Annotated in this window: 15 protein-coding genes; 2 read left to right on the forward strand and 13 right to left on the reverse strand. The window is 60.5% G+C overall.

Annotated elements, in window-relative coordinates; translation table 11 throughout:
- Positions 1–221: 221 nt before the first annotated feature.
- The 7 genes from hutC to AC1Z24_RS10930 form a co-directional block, all read right to left on the reverse strand.
- Positions 222–977: a histidine utilization repressor gene (gene hutC / locus AC1Z24_RS10900; protein WP_483745646.1), complete on the reverse strand. Its 756-nt coding sequence runs from the start codon at positions 975–977 to the stop codon at positions 222–224.
- Complete coding sequence (locus tag AC1Z24_RS10905; protein ID WP_259100827.1) at positions 974–1774, reverse strand: amino acid ABC transporter ATP-binding protein; 801 nt, start codon at positions 1772–1774, stop codon at positions 974–976. The genes hutC and AC1Z24_RS10905 overlap by 4 nt, the downstream gene beginning before the upstream one ends.
- Before the next feature lie 106 nt (positions 1775–1880).
- Positions 1881–2552: an amino acid ABC transporter permease gene (locus tag AC1Z24_RS10910; protein WP_483745647.1), complete on the reverse strand. Its 672-nt coding sequence runs from the start codon at positions 2550–2552 to the stop codon at positions 1881–1883.
- Entirely contained in the window at positions 2549–3208 is a 660-nt protein-coding gene (locus tag AC1Z24_RS10915; RefSeq protein ID WP_483745648.1) for an amino acid ABC transporter permease, read from the reverse strand. Before AC1Z24_RS10915 ends, AC1Z24_RS10910 begins: the two co-directional genes overlap by 4 nt.
- Before the next feature lie 68 nt (positions 3209–3276).
- Entirely contained in the window at positions 3277–4116 is an 840-nt protein-coding gene (locus AC1Z24_RS10920; protein WP_259100442.1) for a transporter substrate-binding domain-containing protein, read from the reverse strand.
- A gap of 146 nt (positions 4117–4262) precedes the next feature.
- On the reverse strand, positions 4263–5639 hold the full coding sequence (locus tag AC1Z24_RS10925; protein WP_483745649.1) for an FAD-binding oxidoreductase: 1377 nt from the start codon (positions 5637–5639) through the stop codon (positions 4263–4265).
- A 4-nt stretch (positions 5640–5643) separates the two neighbouring features.
- Entirely contained in the window at positions 5644–6825 is a 1182-nt protein-coding gene (locus AC1Z24_RS10930; protein ID WP_483745650.1) for an alpha-hydroxy acid oxidase, read from the reverse strand.
- A 225-nt stretch (positions 6826–7050) separates the two neighbouring features.
- Here AC1Z24_RS10930 and AC1Z24_RS10935 point away from each other — a divergent pair, with 225 nt between their 5' ends.
- Positions 7051–8013 carry an isopenicillin N synthase family dioxygenase gene (locus tag AC1Z24_RS10935; RefSeq protein ID WP_483745651.1) on the forward strand — a complete coding sequence of 321 codons (963 nt, stop codon included), beginning with the start codon at positions 7051–7053 and terminating at the stop codon, positions 8011–8013.
- 36 nt (positions 8014–8049) lie between these two features.
- Here AC1Z24_RS10935 and AC1Z24_RS10940 read toward each other — a convergent pair whose 3' ends face one another.
- From AC1Z24_RS10940 to AC1Z24_RS10955, 4 genes are all read right to left on the reverse strand, one after another.
- Positions 8050–8895 carry a hypothetical protein gene (locus tag AC1Z24_RS10940; RefSeq protein WP_483745652.1) on the reverse strand — a complete coding sequence of 282 codons (846 nt, stop codon included), beginning with the start codon at positions 8893–8895 and terminating at the stop codon, positions 8050–8052.
- Positions 8896–9158: 263 nt separating this feature from the next.
- Entirely contained in the window at positions 9159–9509 is a 351-nt protein-coding gene (locus AC1Z24_RS10945; protein ID WP_483745653.1) for a hypothetical protein, read from the reverse strand.
- A 191-nt stretch (positions 9510–9700) separates the two neighbouring features.
- A complete protein-coding gene (locus tag AC1Z24_RS10950; RefSeq protein WP_483745654.1) occupies positions 9701–9946 on the reverse strand; it encodes a helix-turn-helix domain-containing protein in 246 nt (81 codons plus the stop codon).
- 418 nt (positions 9947–10364) lie between these two features.
- Positions 10365–11561, reverse strand: a complete 1197-nt coding sequence (locus tag AC1Z24_RS10955; RefSeq protein ID WP_483745655.1) for an amino acid aminotransferase — start codon at positions 11559–11561, stop codon at positions 10365–10367.
- A gap of 356 nt (positions 11562–11917) precedes the next feature.
- Between AC1Z24_RS10955 and uvrB the strand changes: the two genes are divergently transcribed.
- A complete protein-coding gene (gene uvrB / locus AC1Z24_RS10960) occupies positions 11918–13933 on the forward strand; it encodes an excinuclease ABC subunit UvrB (protein ID WP_483745656.1) in 2016 nt (671 codons plus the stop codon).
- Positions 13934–14095: 162 nt separating this feature from the next.
- Here uvrB and AC1Z24_RS10965 read toward each other — a convergent pair whose 3' ends face one another.
- Positions 14096–15646 carry an MDR family MFS transporter gene (locus AC1Z24_RS10965; protein WP_483745657.1) on the reverse strand — a complete coding sequence of 517 codons (1551 nt, stop codon included), beginning with the start codon at positions 15644–15646 and terminating at the stop codon, positions 14096–14098.
- On the reverse strand, positions 15636–16691 hold the full coding sequence (locus tag AC1Z24_RS10970) for an HlyD family secretion protein (RefSeq protein WP_483745658.1): 1056 nt from the start codon (positions 16689–16691) through the stop codon (positions 15636–15638). The genes AC1Z24_RS10965 and AC1Z24_RS10970 overlap by 11 nt, the downstream gene beginning before the upstream one ends.
- Positions 16692–16881 lie beyond the last annotated feature (190 nt).

Consider the following 16881-nt stretch of genomic DNA (forward strand, 5'->3'; position numbering starts at 1 on the left):
GGCGGTATTACGCTGCATGTCAAAACCATCCAGGCTGCTAAACCCGGTCACTGAGTTTCAGCGACCGGCGCAGACTAGAGAGGTGATTGGGTCAGCGCAATACGCTCGGGATTGTCTCGGAAACTTCACGCAGCAGAAAGAGAAAGGTCCTGCGAAAATTGGCCTTTTCGTGACCTCAAGTAACGGCTGGCAGCTCAATTGATAGGCTTTTGTGGGAGCAGTCAGCTATCGCGATGTGCCCCGGTCACCGGCAAACGACTGCCCAACCGATAGCGCGAGGAGGGATGCAGCAGGCGTACGTAGGTCACCACTTTGCCGCTGTTCCAGGTGCGGCGCAGCAAGACCAGGCAGGGCTCGTTGCTGTCGATCTGCATCTGCCGGCTTTCGTCGCCATTGGGGTGGCTGGCTTCGACGATATGTTCCATTTCATCCGGGCGGATGACTTGCAGCAGGTACTTGGCGGCCTGCAGCCGGTCGCCGAACGACTGGGTGAGAAAGTCCGGGACCAGTTCCGGATTGACGTAACGGTCTTCCAGTTGCACCGGCACGTCTTCTTCGTAATGCACGCACAGCAGATGAAACACCGAAGCGCCGGTGGGCAGGGCCAGGGCGGCGGCGATGGGCATGGACGCCGACTCGCGGCCCAGGTGCAGCACCTGACAGTTGTAGCGATGACCCCGGGCGAGGATTTCATCGGCAATATTGGTGATGCGCAGCAGGTTGGACTGCGGCTTGCTCGCGGCGACAAAGGTGCCGACCCCGGCCACCCGCACCAGTTGGCCTTCGTCAGTCAGCTCGCGCAGGGCGCGGTTGACGGTCATGCGTGACATGCCCAACTCCTGCACCAGGCGGTTTTCCGAGGGGATCAGGTCGCCCGGCTTCCATTCGCCACGGCCCAGCTTGTCCTGCACAAAGTCCTTGGCGCGCCGGTACAGGGCTTGCGGGGCGGGTTTGTTCAGGCCGGGCGGGCTGCTCATGTCAGGCTTGCCTCGGGGGCGTCGGTCCAGAACGCGTTGCGGTCCAGATAGTTCTGCAGGAATTGCTGCAAGCGCGGGTGCTCGTTGTTGTGGAAGATCGCCTGGGGCGTGCCACGGGCGACGATCTGGCCCTGATCGAGAAACACCACCGAGTCGGCAACCTGGGCGGCAAAGCCCATTTCGTGGGTGACCACGACCATGGTCATGCCTTCTTTGGCCAGAGTTTTCATGACCTGCAGCACTTCGCCGACCAATTCCGGGTCCAGCGCCGAGGTCGGCTCATCGAACAGCATGATGTGCGGCTCCATGGCCAGGGCGCGGGCAATGGCCACACGCTGTTGCTGGCCGCCGGACATCTGCGCCGGGTAGGACGCCGCCTTGTGCGCCAGGCCAACCTTGTCCAGCATCGCCATGCCCTTGGCCGTGGCGTCGGCGGCGGACAGCTTGCGCACCCGGCGCAGGGCCTCGCAGACGTTGCCCAGGGCGGTCATGTGCGGCCACAGGTTGAACTGCTGAAAGACCATGCCGATATTGCGCCGCACCTGGTTGATCCGCGACTGCGGCGCGCGCTTGCGGCCTTTGCCGGCTTGCGCCAGCCAGCCCAGCAGTTGGCCTTCGATCAGGATTTCGCCTTCGTCGTACTCTTCGAGAAAGGCCATGCTGCGCAGCAGGGTGGATTTGCCCGAGCCGGACGGGCCGATCAGGCACATGACTTCGCCCGGATGCACCTCAAGGTCGATGCCCTTGAGCACGCGCACGGTGCCGAAGCTTTTACCGACCTTGTTCAGCGTCAGCATGGGCGCACGGTCAGCGGGAAGTTGCTCGCCAGTTTTCATCGCTTCACCTTGTTGCACGGCGGCGCTCACAGGCACCGGCCGGGAAATGGTTTGGATACTGCTCATCTCAGTGCGCCTGCCGGTTCATGAAGCGGCCGACGCGTTTTTCCAGGAACATGCCCAGCCGCGAGCACGCCTCGACCAGCAGCAGATAGCCAACGCACAGGGCCAGCAGGGTTTCGACGAAGGCAAAGGTTTCCGAGCCGATGCCGGTCATGACCATGGTCAGTTCCGGGATGGTGATGATCGACAGCACGGCGGTTTCCTTGCACAGCACGGTCACCATGTTGACCAGGGCGGGCAGGATCAGCACCAGCATCTGCGGCACCTGAATGCGCAGGATCGCCTGCATCGGCGTGATGCCCAGGCATTGCGCGGCTTCCAGCTGGCCACGGGGGATCGACTCGAAGCCGCCGCGGAAGATTTCGGCGAAATACACGCTGCCATACACGCCCAGGCCGAGAATCCCGGCGGGAATCGGCTCCAGGCTCAGTCCAAAGGACGGGCCGCCGTAGTAGAGCAAAAACAGCTGGACCAGAAACGGCGTACTGCGGATCACCTCGATAAATACCCGCAACGGCGCGCGAATGAAGCTGTTACCGAAAAACTGGGCGACGGCGATCAACATGCCCAGCGCCAGGCCCAACGCCACGCCGCTGCTCCAGGTGCCGAGGGTGACGAGAAAGCCCGAGCCGATATCGCCAAGGTGGTCGGTGATGATTTTCGGGTCGAAGATCATGCGCTTTTCTCCTTCATGCGTCGTTCCAGCACGCCACCGAAGAAGGCCAGAGGGATATTGATCAGGCAGTAGAAGCCCGCGAGCATGAGGTAGTCCTGTACGAACATGTAGTCACTGGCCGCCAGGTTCTGCGCGGTACGGGTCAGGTCGGCCAGACCTACCACCGAGACCAGGGACGAGGCCTTGATCAGCAGGATCATTTCATTGATCAGCGCGGGCAGGGTCAGGCGCACGGCCTGGGGCACGCGGATGCGCAGCAGCATCTGCCCGGCGCTCAGGCCCAGCAGGCCGGCCGCTTCCAGTTGCCCGCCGGGGATGGCGAGGAAGCCGCCGCGCATGATCTCGGCGATATAGGCCCCGGCCGCCAGGGACAGGCCGGTAATGGCCGCCACTTCCGGGGACACGTTGGGCAGGCCGATACGCGGCAGGAAGTAGTAGATCAACAGCAGTTGCACCAGCAGCGGAATGCCGCGGAACACGAAAATGTAGGCCCCGCCCAGACGTCTGAGCAGTGGCGAAGGCGACAGCCGCAGGCTGCCCACCAGTATGCCGATGACAAAACCGCAGGCCAGGGCCGCCACCGAGACCTTGAGGGTCACCAGCAAGGCGTCGACCAACAGCGGCAGGTTTTGCAGCAGCAAGGGCCAATCGAACATGGGGTTACTCCAGCATCGACCGGCAGCGGCCCAGGGCCAGGCGCTGCCGATCGCGGGTCAAGGCTTGCTTACCAGGTCGGGGTGAAGTCAGCTTTCGGTACGTCCATTTCGGCGCCCAGGTATTTCTTCTGCAGGGCGGCGAGGCGGCCGTCGGCGTGCATTTTCAGCATGGCGGCGTCCAGGGCGGCGATCAGGCTGTCGGCATCGGCGTCCTTGCGGCCCAGGTAGGCGAAGTAGGATTTCTTGCCGAATGGCGGCTCGACCACGCGGTACAGGTTGCTCTTCTGGCTGGCGACGAAGGAGATGTTCGGCAGCGAGTTTGCCACGGCGACGATGCGCTTGGCCGCGAGGTCGGCGTAGGCCTGGTTGTTGTCGACGTATTCCTTGATAGTGACTTCTTTGGGCAGGGTCTTGGCGAAGGCTTTGAGCTCTTCCAGTTGCGCCGAGCCTTTGCCTGCGCCGACGGTCTTGCCGGAGATGTCTTCAGGTTTCTTGATGCTGTCGTCCTTGGCGCCGACCATCAGCGAGACGGTGGCTTCGGCTACAGGCAGGACGAAGTGGTAGCGTTCCTGACGCGCCTTGGTTTCGATGATCGGGCCGGCGACCACGTCGAATTTCTTCGCTTCCAGGCCCGGCAGCACGCTCGGCCATGGCAGGTCGAGGAACTTGATCTTGACCCCCAGTTCCTTGCCCAGCTGTTCGAACAGCTCGGCGTTCAGACCCTTTTGCTTGCCTGCTTCAAGGTAGTCGAACGGCGCGAACTGCATTTCAGTGCCCACCACCAGCTCACCGGCTTTCTTCACATCGGCCAACTGATCGGCGTGGGCCGCCAGCGGCAGGATGGCCATGGCCACGGCGATACTCAGGCTTTTGACAGCTTTGGTACTGAACAGGGAATCGAGTTGCATATGCGGTAACTCCTTCGTCTCAGTGAGGCTCAAATTGTGTGGGGTCATGCCTGTTGAAGCTGGATCTGACTCGCAAGGATTCTTCTGGCGGGTGATATGAAGCAGTTAGCGTGCCATACCGGTATATACAAGCTGGGCTTTTGCCATCAACCGAGGATTTTCCCCGGATTGAGAATGCCCTTGGGGTCGAAGCTGGCCTTGAGTTGACGCATCACCGCCAGGGCCTCGGCGCTCACCGAATGGTGCAGGAACTCGCGTTTGAGCAGGCCGATGCCATGTTCAGCCGACACCGCACCGCCCAGTTCACCTACGGCGGTATAGACCAGTTCTTCGATTTCCAGGATCGGTGCCGGTTGCGGCAGGCTGTTGCAGTCCACGGTCAGGTGCAGGTTGCTGTCACCGATGTGGCCGAAATACACACTGTGGTTGCCCGGCCAGCGCTGATCCAGGCGCTGGCGACACATCTGCGCGAAATCACCGATCTGGCCGATGGGCAGGCTGATATCGAAGTTCAGCGGGGCCAGGCGCACCGGGAACTCGCCGGTGGCTTCGCGGATTTTCCACAGGGCCCGGGCCTGGGTATGGGAGGCGGCGAGGATGGCGTCGGCCACTTCCCCGGCCTGCATGGCGGCTTCCAGGGTCTGTTCCAGGGCCTGGCGGCTGCCGGCGCACTCAAGCAGCACATACAGTGGGTAATCGTCGGGCATCGGTGCCACGGGGGTTTCCAGCCAGGACACGCCCATGCGGAAGAAGTCCTGCCACATCAGCTCGTAGGCCTGGGGCGTGCCAACGTCGCGCTGCACCCGGCGCAGCAGGCTTACCGCGCTGGGGTAGTCGGGCAGGGCGCAGAGCAGGGTAGTGGTCTCGCCGGGTTGCGGGGCGAGCTTCAAAACGGCGCGGGTAATCACCCCAAGAGTGCCTTCGCTGCCGATGAAGCACTGTTTCAGGTCATAGCCGCAGTTGTTCTTGATCATCTTGTTCATCAGGTTCAGCACGCGGCCATCGGCCAGGACCACTTCCAGGCCCAGCACCAGCTCGCGGGTCATGCCGTAGCGAATTACCGCGTTGCCACCGGCATTGGTGGCGATATTGCCGCCGATCTGACAGGAACCCCGGGCGCCCAGGTCCAGAGGAAAGAGAAAGCCTGCGTCACTGGCGGCCTGTTGAATCTCCTGCAACGTAGTACCGGCCCAGACACTGATGGTCGCGGCGGCGGCGTCGATTTCCTCGATGCCGCGCAGGCGTTCCACGGACAAGGCGATATCCGCTGTCGTGGGAATGGCACCCCCGGCCAGCCCAGTCATCCCGCCTTGCGGCACCACCGATTGCCCGGCATCGTGGCAGATACCCAGGGCGATGCTGACCTGCTCGGTGCTGCGGGGCAGCAACAGGGCGGCGGGGCAGGCCGGGGCGTGGCCGGTCCAGTCGCTGTAATGCCGTTGGCCGATGGCCTCGCCGGTCAGCACCTGGGCGTCACCCAGGGCTGCGCGCAATTGGTCGAGGGTCTGTTGCAAATCGCTCATCGATTCAGCTCACGGTCAAAGAAGTAGAAAAGTCGGCACGCAAGGCATCCAGCTGCGGCTGGCCGAGCAAGGACAGCGCCAGGCGCAACTCGTTGGTCAACAGGTCCAGGGCATGCCCGGCTCCGGCCTCGCCACCGACGGCGACGCCATACAGGGTCGCCCGGCCAAGCAACACGCCGTCGGCGCCCAATGCGCAAGCCTTGAGGATATCCGTACCGCGACGGATACCGCCATCCAAAAGCAGGCTCAGCTTGCCTTTGGCCACGGCAGCGATGGCGGGCAGGCAGTCGACAGTGGCCGGAACCCCGTCGAGTTGGCGGCCGCCATGGTTGCTGATCACGATGCCGTCCAGGCCCAGGCCCACGGCCTTTTCCGCGTCCGCCGGGTGCAGCACGCCCTTGAGCAACAGTTTATGCGGCCAACGCTCACGCAAGCGGGCCAGTGCGTCCCAATCCAGCGCGGTGTCCATTTGCGCACCAATAAAGTGCGCGGCGCCCGCAGCATTGCGTTGATCCTTTGGCAGGTAACGCTCGACATTGGCCACCCCCGGCATGCCCTGAGGCCACAGCGCCTGCCGCAGCCAGCGCGGATGGCACAGCACATCGAGCTTGTTGCGCAGGCTCAACTGTCGGGGGCGGACGAAGTTGCGCCTGTCCCACTCGCGATTGCCCAGCAACACCGCGTCACTGGTCAGCAGCAGCGTCGTGCAGCCCACGGCGCTGGCGCGTTGCAACAGGTCTTCCTGAACCTTGGGGTCGCGCAGGCAATACAACTGGAACCACAGATTGACCTCGGGCACCGCAGCGACCACTTGTTCCAGGGAGCTGGTGGACACCGTGCTCAAGGTAAACGGCAGGCCCCTCTCGGTGGCAGCCCGGGCCAGATGAACGTCGGCGTCGCGATGGAGCATGGCGTTGTAGCCGGTGGGGCCGATGGCCATGGGCAGCGGCAGATCCTGACCGAGCAGGGTGCGGCGGGTATCCACGCCGGTACAGGGCACCAAAGTGCGCGGCAGCAGGCTGATATCGGCAAAGGCCTGGCGATTGCGCGTGAGGGTGATTTCTTCTTCGGCGCCACCGGCCAGGTATTCCCAGGCGAAATTCGGCAACCGCCGCTGCGCCATCGCCGCCAGTTCAGCGATGCTGTGGGCGTGGCGAAAGTCGGGGCCTGGGTGGTAGCGGCGCATTGAGTGTCCTTGAATGGATTGAGGTGAGCTGTTGGAGCGAGCGGGCGGCGCAGACGATGGGGTATGTCAGATGCACGCGTTGAATCTTTCGCGGGCAAGCCTCGCTCCAACAGGACTAGGCGATAATACTTCCACACCCAGCAAGCAGCATGCCGTAAAAACAGCACGGCACAGGAAATGCTTGTGCCTGTATAGACCACTTGCTTCAGCCCTTCAGGAGTCAGCATGACTGCCAGCGCAAATCTGCCCTTGATTGATATGACCGGTGTCCGGGAGGGTGATCCGGCCAGTATCCAGCGAGTTGGCGAGGCCATCCGCCTTGCCTGCTGCGAGACCGGCTTCTTCTATATCGTCAATCACGGCGTGCCTCAGGCGGTGATAGATCGGGCCATGGCGGCGGCCAGGCGCTTTTTCGCGCACCCTGTTGAAACCAAGCGTCAGGTGGCGGTGAACAAGCGTCATCGTGGCTGGCATGCTTTGGGCGGTGCGCTGATGTATGAAGCGACCAAGCCCGATCACAAAGAGTTCTTCAGCATGGGCCTGGAGCTGCCCGAAGACGATCCGGCCGTATTGGCAGGCGAGGCACTGCGCGGGCCGAATCAGTGGCCGGACTTCATGCCCGAACTGCGTGAGGCACTGGAGCTTTACTACAGCGAAATAGGCAAGGCCGGTGCTGACCTGCTGCAAGCGGTAGCGGTGGGCCTGGGTATCGAGCAGGATTTCTTCGTCAGTAAATACACCAAGCGCCTGCAGCGCACGCAGATGGTCTATTACCCGCCGCACCCGCCGACTGCCGAAGCCGACCAGTTCGGAGTCGCGCCCCATACCGACTACGGCTGCATCACCCTGCTCTATCAGGACGACAGCGGCGGTTTACAGGTGCGCGAACTGGCCAGTAACCGCTGGATTGACGCGACGCCCATCCCTGGCAGCCTGGTGGTCAATGTCGGCGACCTGCTGGCGCGCTGGTCCAACGATCGTTTTCGTTCGACCCTGCACCGGGTGATCAACAAGTCCGGGCACGCGCGCTATTCCATTGCGACCTTTTATGACCCGACCTATGGTGCGGTCGTAGATCCCTGTGATCTGGGGATAGACGCCGCCGACAGCCAATATCCGGCGGTAGCGGCAGGGGACTACATCCTCAAACGGATAGATGACTCGATGGCCTATCGGAAAAAAGCCTAGGATCGAAGGGGCTCGCGATGCGGGCTCCTGTCGGGTTTAATTGGTTTTTGGAATGTTCATGGCCTTGTTGCTGGTGCGCCGCGCTCGCCGTTGATTGAACTTCAAGATGAGTTTGGTCACCGTACTGCCTTCATGGGGGTCGCCGAAGTGAAAGATCGCGGTGGCTCTTTTTATATCCGGACTGCACGGCTTATTGGCATGCAATGAACGATAGCCCCAGAAAATATATAAATTGCCGGGCTTCAGCTGAAGTTGTTTGGGCGCAAGGAGTCTGTGTTTGATCGCGAAGTTAATCAGTTTGCGGCTGAAGGCGTTTTGCAAAAGCATTTTTTCAAGCAGGTTGATCACTACCAGGCGGCGCGTCTTTCTTATATTGGGAAAGACCATCAAGTCGCCGCGTTCTTCGCCCTCAGCAGGAATAATGATCGGAATCAATAAGGTCACCAGGCTTGCGTCGTAGTGAAAGCAGCCAGACTCACGCTCGCCCTGATTGCCTTGCACACACCTGAGTACGGGCCAGATCGTATCGCTGGTTGGCTTACGGCCTGCGGCATGTTCATACAGCCCGCAGAGCACTTGCACAAGGTGCGGGTTGTCCCAGAGCTTTGCCAGCAGGCTTGTGTTCAGCAGTTCCTTGCCATGCAGGGCAAAATACTCACCCTGGTATCGCTGGGCACTGATATCGGCAAACGACACCAGTTCACTCAACTCAGCCGCTGTAATGACATCTTCCAGGCAGGCGAAGCCGCGCGTATCGATATCCTTGATTACCTTGACCAGTTTGAGTTCGCCCTTGCCGGAGGCAGCAAAGAACGCTCTTTCAGATAACTCGTTGTGTTGCGCCAGGGCGATGGCTGAATAATTGGTTGCCAAGTCTTCCATGTCTCGAACCTCAATAGTAGGGGTAATCCATCAAGAAACTGACTGTGAGTATTTCTTCGAAGGGTTATTGATAGAGCGCATGGCGTCAATCGGTAATGATCAAAATATACAGTATTAGACGAGTGGGCGAAGGGTGTTTCAATGATGAGGAAGTTGATGTTTTTCTATAGGGGAGATAAAGCGTACTGTTTTCCTGGCGTCAAGAAAGAAGCATTGGGCGAGGCGTGTGAAAAGCGTCGGCCCTGAAAGTCCATGCGTCGTTATCAAGTATATGGTTTGTCTGATTGGGCCGCCTTGGTGAATTCGTCGAGAGAGTTGGCTCTCCAGTTTTTGGGGTCATTGATGTAATGATTGAGCATCCAGAATAGGCTGGCGGCCTGTTCGTCTTCGGCTCTTTCGGCAATTTCATAGCCCATGTGGCGCAACACCTGTGCGGTGCTCATGCACTCATAACTTGGCCTGCCCAGAATAAATCTGAGGTCGTTGGTCAGTTCCATGTTTGGCGATTTTATAATTGTTCTTTGCAGTTCCTCCAGCGTCGATGGATTAAATGACGTGATGTCTTCTTTTAGAATCCTTTCAATGAGCTCCTTGGGAAATAATACATACTTCATTTCTTCTCCCGACAACGGTACGGCTGGTTGTTGTTTTTGTTTGAAGCCAGGCGCCCGCTTTTAGTTCAGCGAGGGAGGCGGTCGCTCGTCAGATTGCACAAATACGAATCAATTCGAATGGATGCACTGTTTTGCGGGTGATATTCGATTGGGTGAATTTTTGTCGCGCACGAGCGGCAGAAGGAGGCTGGCTAAGGGTGCCAGCGGTGCAGCAGGCTTTCTCCCGTGCGGACCGCAGCGTTTATGCCCACCAGTACATAAACTATGTCTATCCCCACTCTATGTACCCTCGCCAGGTAGTCGGCACGGGGCACTCGCAGGCCCTGTTCGTAGTGTCCTTGGGCATTGGGTTTGACGCCTCCTATTTCCGCCAGTGCACGCTGGGATAGACCGAGCCTGCACCGTTCAGATTTTAAACGAGCACCCAGCGTCGCCATGATCAATCTTACCTGTGTTCATTTATTAGATGCCGATAGTCGCACCTATAACTAAAGCAACGGCGAAGCGTTACTGTGTGATAGTCGTGACTGGTATGCCAACGGTTTATTAATCTGCCATTGCCGGTGAAAATGGTCAAATAAATCTGAAATTTCAAGGTAGGCTTGGTATCTGTTTATAGCTGAGTCGACAATTGCCGGATTTGTTTTTTTCAGGTATTTCAATGGGATAATGATTGTTAGTTGCAACAGCGGGGTATGCACCCTGAGCGGGTGGGGTTCGTATAAGGTTTGTATAGGCAGGGAGGTAATATTGGATCCAGTTTCGGCATGCTCTAGTTACGCCTGATAAATCCCACACTAATAAAAAGGGGAAGCCGATTGCCATCGGCTTCCCCTCTCGTCCAGCAAGTACCGATTAGATCACCTGAATGATCGCCTTGGTCACGACGTCGATATTGCTGTTGTTCAGCGCGGCAACGCAGATACGGCCGGTGTCGAGTGCGTAGATGCCGAACTCGTCACGCAGGCGGTGGACCTGGGCGGTGGTCAGGCCGGAGTAGGAGAACATGCCGCACTGACGGCCGACAAAGCTGAAGTCCTGGCCTTTCGGGTTGTTCGCCAGGCGCTCTACCATGGCTTCACGCATGGCTTTGATGCGGGTGCGCATCTCGCCCAGCTCGGCTTCCCAGGTGGCACGTAGCTCAGGGTTGTTGAGCACGGCGGCGACGATGGTTGCACCGTGGGTCGGTGGGTTGGAGTAGTTGGTACGGATCACGCGCTTGACCTGGGACAGCACGCGGCCGGTCTCTTCCTTCGAGGCGGTGATGATCGACAGGGCGCCGACACGTTCGCCGTACAGCGAGAAGGATTTGGAGAACGAGCTGGAGGCGAAGAAGGTCAGGCCGGAGTCGGCGAACAGGCGCACGGCTGCGGCGTCTTCGTCGATGCCATCGCCAAAGCCCTGGTAAGCCATGTCGAGGAACGGCACATGGCCCTTGGCCTTGACCACTTCCAGGACTTTTTTCCAGTCTGAGGCGGTCAGGTCGACGCCGGTCGGGTTATGGCAGCAGGCGTGCAGTACGACGATGGAGCCGTCCGGCAGGTTCTGCAGGTCGGCGAGCATGCCGGCGCGGTCCACATCGTGGCTGGCGGCATCGTAGTAGCGGTAGTTCTGCACCGGGAAACCGGCGGTTTCGAACAGTGCGCGATGGTTTTCCCAGCTTGGGTCGCTGATGGCGACGACGGCATCAGGACGCAGTTGCTTGAGGAAGTCGGCACCGATCTTCAGTGCGCCAGTACCGCCCACCGCCTGGGTGGTCAGCACACGACCGGCAGCGATCAGCGGCGAATCAGCACCCAGCAGCAGTTTTTGTACAGCCAGATCGTAGGCAGCGATGCCGTCGATCGGCAGGTAGCCACGGGGTGCGTGTTGAGCGACGCGAATCTTCTCGGCTTCGGCAACGGCGCGCAGCAGCGGGATTTTCCCGGCTTCGTCACAGTAAACGCCAACGCCAAGGTTGACCTTGGTTGTTCGGGTGTCAGCGTTGAATGCTTCGTTAAGGCCAAGGATAGGATCGCGAGGTGCCATTTCGACAGCGGAGAACAGGCTCATTTTGCGGCGGCTCTGAGTGGGGGAGTGAAGGGGGGCAACGCTCCGGCCGAATGCACTAGAGCGGTGCGCAAACGGGGACCTAGTATAGAGAGCATCGGCGGTGGGGGCGACAGGGCAGAGGGCGTTTTTTCCGGGTTTTTCGGTTTATTTGTCGATCACTGGGCAGATTGCGCCGCAGCTTTCGATCAACGGGTGCAATGCGTCGCTTGAAAGGTGAACATGACGGCACCATTTGTAGTCCACCACACTCCCATCTTGTAAGCCTGCTCCCCATGAGGAGCCGAGGCGACGGAGTGGTCATCTCGTTTTCCTACGTCCTTCGACGGCGTTTACGGCGACGAAAAAAGAGGTCCGTTATGTCCGAGTTTCAACTGGTAACCCGTTTCCAGCCTGCCGGTGATCAGCCGGAAGCCATTCGCCTGATGGTCGAGGGGATCGAGGCCGGGTTGTCGCACCAGACCCTGCTCGGCGTGACCGGCTCGGGCAAGACCTTCAGCATCGCCAACGTCATTGCCCAGGTGCAGCGCCCGACCCTGGTACTGGCGCCGAACAAAACCCTGGCTGCTCAGTTGTACGGCGAGTTCAAGGCGTTCTTCCCCAACAACGCCGTCGAATACTTCGTCTCTTATTACGACTACTACCAGCCCGAAGCCTATGTGCCGTCGTCGGACACCTTCATTGAGAAGGATGCCTCGATCAACGACCATATCGAGCAGATGCGCCTGTCGGCGACCAAGGCGCTGCTGGAGCGCAAGGACGCCATCATCGTCACCACGGTGTCGTGCATCTACGGTCTGGGCAGCCCCGAAACCTATCTGAAGATGGTCCTGCACGTCGATCGCGGCGACAAGCTCGACCAGCGGGCGCTGCTGCGCCGTCTGGCGGACCTGCAATACACCCGCAACGACATGGATTTTGCCCGGGCAACCTTCCGTGTGCGTGGCGATGTCATTGATATCTACCCGGCGGAATCGGATCTGGAAGCCATCCGCATTGAGCTGTTCGACGACGAAGTGGAAAGCCTCTCGGCCTTCGACCCGCTGACCGGGGAGGTCATCCGCAAGCTGCCGCGCTTTACCTTCTACCCCAAGAGCCACTACGTGACGCCGCGGGAAACCCTGCTCGACGCCATGGAGGGGATCAAGGTCGAGTTGCAGGAGCGCCTGGAGTACCTGCGCGGGCAGAACAAACTGGTCGAGGCTCAACGCCTGGAGCAGCGCACCCGCTTCGATCTGGAAATGATCCTCGAGCTGGGCTACTGCAACGGCATCGAAAACTACTCGCGCTACCTGTCTGGCCGCCCGGCCGGGGCGCCGCCGCCAACGCTTTACGATTACCTGCCGCCAGATGCCTTGCTGGTCATCGACGAATCCCACGTCAGCGTGCCCCAGGTCGGCGCCATGTATAAGGGCGACCGCTCGCGCAAGGAAACCCTGGTGGAGTACGGCTTCCGCCTGCCGTCGGCACTGGATAACCGGCCTATGCGTTTCGATGAGTGGGAGTCGGTCAGCCCGCAGACCATTTTTGTCTCGGCAACCCCCGGCAACTACGAAGCCGAACATGCCGGGCGCACGGTGGAACAAGTGGTGCGGCCTACCGGCCTGGTCGACCCGCAGATCGAGATCCGCCCGGCCCTGACCCAGGTCGATGACCTGCTGTCGGAGATCCGCAAGCGCGTGGCCCTGGAAGAGCGTGTGCTGGTTACCACCCTGACCAAGCGCATGTCCGAAGACCTCACCGATTACCTGGCCGACCACGACGTGCGCGTGCGCTACCTGCACTCGGATATCGACACCGTGGAACGGGTGGAAATCATCCGCGACCTGCGTCTGGGCACTTTTGATGTGCTGGTGGGGATCAACCTGCTGCGCGAAGGCCTGGATATGCCCGAAGTGTCCCTGGTGGCGATTCTCGATGCCGACAAGGAAGGCTTTCTGCGTTCCGAGCGCTCGCTGATCCAGACCATTGGCCGCGCGGCGCGTAACCTCAATGGCCGGGCGATCCTGTACGCCGACCGCATCACCGGCTCCATGGAGCGGGCGATTGGCGAAACCGAACGCCGTCGTGACAAGCAGATCGCCTTCAACACCGCTAACGGCATCATCCCCAAGGGGGTGTTCAAGGACGTTGCCGACATCATGGAAGGCGCCACCGTCCCCGGCTCCAACAGCCGCAAGCGCAAAGGCATGGCCAAGGCCGCCGAGGAACAGGCACGCTACGAAAACGAACTGCGTTCACCGAGCGAGATCAGCAAGCGTATCCGCCAGCTGGAAGAGAAGATGTACCAACTGGCCCGGGACCTGGAGTTCGAAGCGGCGGCGCAGACGAGGGACGAGATCAGCAAATTGCGCGAGCGGTTGTTGGCTGTGTAGCGGATTACCTGCCATCTGGCGCGGTGATATCCAATGTGCGGATTTTGTGGGACCGGCTTTAGCCGGGAAGGCGCAGGTACAGACGATAGCGATGTATCTACTTCACCGGCCTCTTCCCGGCTAAAGCCGGTCCCACAAACCGCTCCCCTATGTGCATTTGCATCAATGCCCGGCGGTGCCTTTGGCGCCTGACGGCAACGCCTTGGTCAGCAACACCGCAAGCATGCTGATCCCCAGCGTCAGTCCAACAAAATGAAACGCATCGTTATAGGCCATGATCGATGCCTGTTCGTGGACGATCTGGCTCAATCTGCCCAAAGCCGCCGTGTCATTGCCCAAGCGCTCGCCGAGCTGAGACAGGCGTTCGGCCACTTGAGGGTTGGACGGCACGATGGATTCGCGCAAGTAGTCGAAATAGGTCTTGGTCCGGGCATCCAGTAGCGTCGCCAACAGGGCGATGCCGATGGCGCCGCCGAGGTTGCGCAGGATGTTGAACAGGCTCGAGGCGGAGCCGGCGTCCTGGGCCTGGATATAGGTGGTGGCGATCAGCGAGATGGTCACCATGATCAACGGCTGGCCCAGCGCCCGGACCAGCTGGATATGGTTGAACTGTGGTCCGGCGAAATCCAGGTTGAGCACCCCCGAGGCGAAGCTGGCAAAGCCGAACAGGGCAAAACCCAGGGCGCACAGCAGTTTGGGCGGCACGAATTTCATCAGTTGCGGCACCAGAGGGATCAGGAATAGCTGCGGCACGCCCATCCACATGATCACTTCGCCGATCTGCTGGGCGTTGTAGCCCTGAATCTGCGCCAGGTACAGCGGCAGCAGATAGATCGAGCCATACAGGCCCACGCCCATGCCGACACTGGCGATGCTCGACAGACCGAAGTTGCGCGTGCCGAGGATGCGCAGGTTGATCAGCGGCTTGTCCTTGGACAGCTGGATGATCACGAAGGCGATCAGGCAGAGCAGGGCGGTGCTGCCCAGGGTGACGATCAGGTCGGATTCCAGCCAGTCCTTGCGGTGACCTTCTTCGAGAAACACTTGCAGGCAGCCCAGGCCCACGCCGAGGGTGACGATCCCCGCGTAGTCGGTGCTTTTCAGTAGCTCCCAGTGCGGCGCCTTTTTCTCCAGGCCGTAGAGCAACCCGGCAATCATCAACAGGCCGGGCGGTACGTTGATATAGAAGATGTATTCCCAGCCGAAGTTTTCCGTCAGCCAGCCGCCGAGAGTGGGACCGATGGAGGGTGCGAAGGTGGCGGTCATGGCGAACAGCGCCATGCCCTTGGCGCGGTGGCGGTCCGGCAGCTTGATCAGGGTCATGGTGAAGGCCAGCGGGATCAGTGCACCGCCGGTAAACCCCTGCAAGGCGCGGAACACAATCATGCTTTCCAGGCTCCAGGCCATGGAGCAGAGCAGGGAGGCGGCGAGGAATCCCAGGGACACCCACACCGCCAGGCGCCGCGCCGACAGCAGCTGCACCAGCCAGGCGGTGAGGGGGATCATGATGATTTCCGCCACCAGGTAGGAAGTGGAAATCCACGAGCCTTCTTCCAGAGTGGCCGACAGCGCGCCCTGGATATCCTTGAGCGACGAGTTGGTGATCTGGATATCCAGCACCGCCATGAAGGCGCCGAGCATGGCGCTCATCACGGCGATCCAGTCGCGTCGGCTCGGCTCGTCGACCGGCCGGATCAGTTCGTCACCGGCCACTGGCAGCGTCGCGATCAGACTTGATATTGATCTTCGCGGTCACCGACATGCCGGGGCGAATGCGCCCGCGCAGGGGGTTATCGGCGGCAAAGGTCAGCTTGACCGGAATGCGCTGCACCACCTTGGTGAAGTTGCCGGTGGCGTTGTCCGGTGGCAGCAGGCTGAACTGCGCACCGGAAGCGGCGAACAGGCTGTCGATACGGCCCTGGATCGGTGTATCGGAGTAGGCGTCGAAGGTCAGCTCGGCGCTTTGTCCGATCTGCATATGGTCGATCTGGGTTTCCTTGAAGTTGGCCTGAATCCAGATGTCCTCATCGGGGACGATGGACAGCAGGTAGGCACCGGCTGCGATGTATTGCCCGGTACGGGCTGCGCGCTGGCCGATAAGGCCGCTGATGGGCGCACGGATTTCACTGCGTGTAAGGTTCAGTTCGGCCTGGGCCACGTCCACCTTGGCACTGGCGACCAGGGTGTCCAGGCGCTTGACGTCGGCGCTGAGGATATTGACCTGCAGGCGCTGGCTTTGCGCATCGGCCTGGGCCTTGGTCACTTGCGAGCGGGCGATATGGCTGTCCGCGGAGAGCGTGCTGACCCGCTCTTCGGAGACGAAGCCCGGCTTGCGCAGGGCCTCGACCCGGGACAGGTCCAGTTGCGTGCGACCCAATGTCGCCTGGCTGGCCGCCACCTGGGCCTGGGCCGAAGTAATCAGGCTGGCCTGCTGCTCCAGCTTGCTCTGGGCTTGCAGGCGCTCAGCCTCGCGAGTCGCCAGAGCGGCCTGGGCCCGTTCCAGGGTCAGGCGAAAATCATCGGGCTCAAGCCGCACCAGCAACTGGCCTTTCTCCACATGCTGGTTGTCCTGCACCAATACCTGCTCGACGCGCGCGCCCAACTGGCTGGAAATACGAGTGATCTCGCCCTGAACGTAGGCGTTGTCGGTGGTTTCGACGAAGCGGCCCTTGAACCACCATTGGGCGAAGAACGCACCGGCGATCAGCAGCACCAGGATCAGGAAGATGGACAGGCGAAGTTTGAGTTTGGCGGGCATGGCGACTCTTATTATTTTCGGAGCAGGTCCTATGGATGTAGGAGCCGACTTGCTGGCGATCGAGTGCGAAACGCTCGCAAAGGTGACTGATCTAACGCCATCGCCAGCAAGTCGGCTCCGACAGGCTCATTCCCAATCATGGTATGGATATGTTCCATCTCGAAACATTAGCAGCGTTTGCGACTGGCCT

The sequence above is a fragment of the Pseudomonas sp. JL23 genome, assembly GCF_056933585.1.